The organism is Fictibacillus sp. Mic-4 (assembly GCF_049843615.1).
Taxonomy (GTDB): Bacteria; Bacillota; Bacilli; order Bacillales; family Fictibacillaceae; genus Fictibacillus_A; species Fictibacillus_A gelatini.
Genome location: NZ_JBBHZM010000085.1, coordinates 1 through 2,220 on the forward strand (window position 1 = coordinate 1; position 2,220 = coordinate 2,220).

Consider the following 2,220-nt stretch of genomic DNA (forward strand, 5'->3'; position numbering starts at 1 on the left):
AAAAACCTTGCTTCCCCAACGCTAAGCAGAAGAAGCAAGGTGAGTTAATAATTTCACTTGCCAGAATCACGAGGTGGATTCACCATGTTCATGTAATTTATATCTTCCAGGGTAAACAATATTCACCTCAACCTTAACATGGCGCAGGGAATCTTGGTTTAAAACGAGTTGCCGTTTTCCTGTGGCAATGCTCTTCCATTGATGTGGATGTTTGCGATACAAAGATTCGCCCAAATTGTAAATATCTATACCCTCTTTAAAAGCAGTTTGATACGTTTTGCGGATTTGCTCCTCTATTTTTTCCCGAGCCATTTGTGTGAGTTCCTTCAAAGTTAGTATCCCCTTTCCATCCGTATGGGGGATTGATGCTTCTATTGCGGGGAGATCCATTATTAGAGGTATACTTACCATTGATTCCATTGTAGACAACAAAGTAGTAGGTACAGTTAATTTTCGTGGTATACCTATTCCGATTAATGGGTATTGGGACGAAAGCGCTAATGGTTATAGAAGGTGAGATACAGAACACCTTCAATCCCCCGAAAGAAGGGGGTGGTAATGATGGAGAATGTGATAGTTCTTCTCTCTTCGATAGTTAACCTTACCTATCGCAATAATAAATTTGACGACAGTATTGTTAGTAAAGAAGAGTAGAGAAAAAGAACCCTCATCCAACAGCCAAGAAGAATGAGAGTTCTGAATCACAGCAATGGGTTAGGGGATATACTCCCCTTTCCCATCCATCATTATTATATTCATATAATAACTTATATAAACAAAATGGACAAGATTGGAGGTATCTTTCATGTTAAACATATCTTTTTTCATTTCCATTCTTACAGTGATCATTTCGATAATTACCCTATTTATTATTAGAAAAATAAAAAAGGAAAATTAAACGGTAGCGATTAGTCGCTATCTTTTTTTGTACTTTCACCTAAAAAAACTACAAAACTATGCTGAGCTATTCTTTGCCAGATCTCGAGATAGGGTCCCTTGACCCACTTTGTCCATCATTAGAGTCGACAGCTTAGTGTTCGTGTTCAGCTTCCATCGCATCTGCTTTTGTTTTATGGACGGTTCCGAATGGATGATTTGGTGGTGCATAGATTGAATAAAGTTTTAATGGGATATTTCCTGTATTTGTTAGGTTGTGCCAATACCCTGCTGGAACAAAAATGGCTGAGTCGTCAGTAATTTGTCTTACAAAGTCTAACTGATTTCTGTTTTTCCCCATTTGAACAATTCCATCGCCTTGTTCAACACGTAGGAATTGGTCCACATCAGGATGTATTTCTAAACCGATATCTTCCCCAGGTTGCAAACTCATTAATGTTAGCTGTAGGTAAGTTCCTGTCCAAATCGCAGTGCGAAAATTATTGTTTTGCTTTGTAGCTTCATTGATATTGATTACAAATGGCTGCTTACCTTGATCAGTGAACTGGCGTACTTCCCTTTCCATATGTGGGTAATGGTATCCCCAATAGTAGTAAGGCATAGGAACATGCGTGTAATATGGGTGGTGGTGATGATGATGGTGATAATAATGATATGGGTATCCATATGTTACATAATTCATTTTACTCAATCCCTCCTCAAATTGCTAAAATATCCTATGTAAGAGAGATAATGAGTGGAACCCAAATTTTTAGGTGCTGATTCATCTTTCAGTTGGGGCAACGAACCTGTCCCTGTGTCCCGGTTATTTCTTGGTGAACAGGGTGATGAGGAAAAACACTATGAAACTTACAAGTAACGCAACGCCTCCACCGATGTAGAAAATTAATGTGACACCTTCAGGTAGTGGAATTTGAAACTAACCTTATCATTATTGACAGTTAAAATTGCTTCAAATCCCTTTCCTGCCTTGCTTTTAAAACCTTTGATTTTACTTGTTTTCCTTTAAAAAGGTCAGTCTGTTTGATGATAATGCAGCAAGTGGGATTGGTTTATAAACTATAAACCGATCGAAGTAAGATGGTATATACTTTGTGAAGCAATAGAGGGAAATTTACTTTCCAGTCCATCCATGACAGCAAAATGGGAAAGTTATCTAAAGAAAATTCTAATGTTTTACCACCTGCTGCTGCCTTTTCAGTCTCAAGTATGCTCTTGGGACAGCAATTGTTTTAATTAGACCATGACTTTATAAAAACAACCTTCGTTTGTGATTCACAATCCCCGGAAATTTTTAATATAAGTAATGAATGCTTATTTTTT

General features: G+C 37.5%; 3 protein-coding genes. All 3 read right to left on the reverse strand.

The features are described 5' to 3' along the window. Positions 1–66 precede the first annotated feature (66 nt). Positions 67–330, reverse strand: coding sequence for a Ger(x)C family spore germination C-terminal domain-containing protein (locus WD019_RS21490; protein WP_425712785.1), 264 nt, complete (start codon positions 328–330; stop codon positions 67–69). A 700-nt stretch (positions 331–1,030) separates the two neighbouring features. After that, positions 1,031–1,579 carry a cupin domain-containing protein gene (locus tag WD019_RS21495; RefSeq protein ID WP_340902267.1) on the reverse strand — a complete coding sequence of 183 codons (549 nt, stop codon included), beginning with the start codon at positions 1,577–1,579 and terminating at the stop codon, positions 1,031–1,033. 203 nt (positions 1,580–1,782) lie between these two features. Beyond that, entirely contained in the window at positions 1,783–1,887 is a 105-nt protein-coding gene (locus WD019_RS21500) for a topoisomerase C-terminal repeat-containing protein (RefSeq protein ID WP_340906145.1), read from the reverse strand. Between the last annotated feature and the right edge of the window lie 333 nt (positions 1,888–2,220).

What these genes read in the sequence shown, in the direction of transcription:
- WD019_RS21495 (WP_340902267.1), bottom strand. Translation starts at nt 1,579, where the DNA reads ATGAATTATGTAACATATGGATACCCATATCATTATTATCACCATCAT.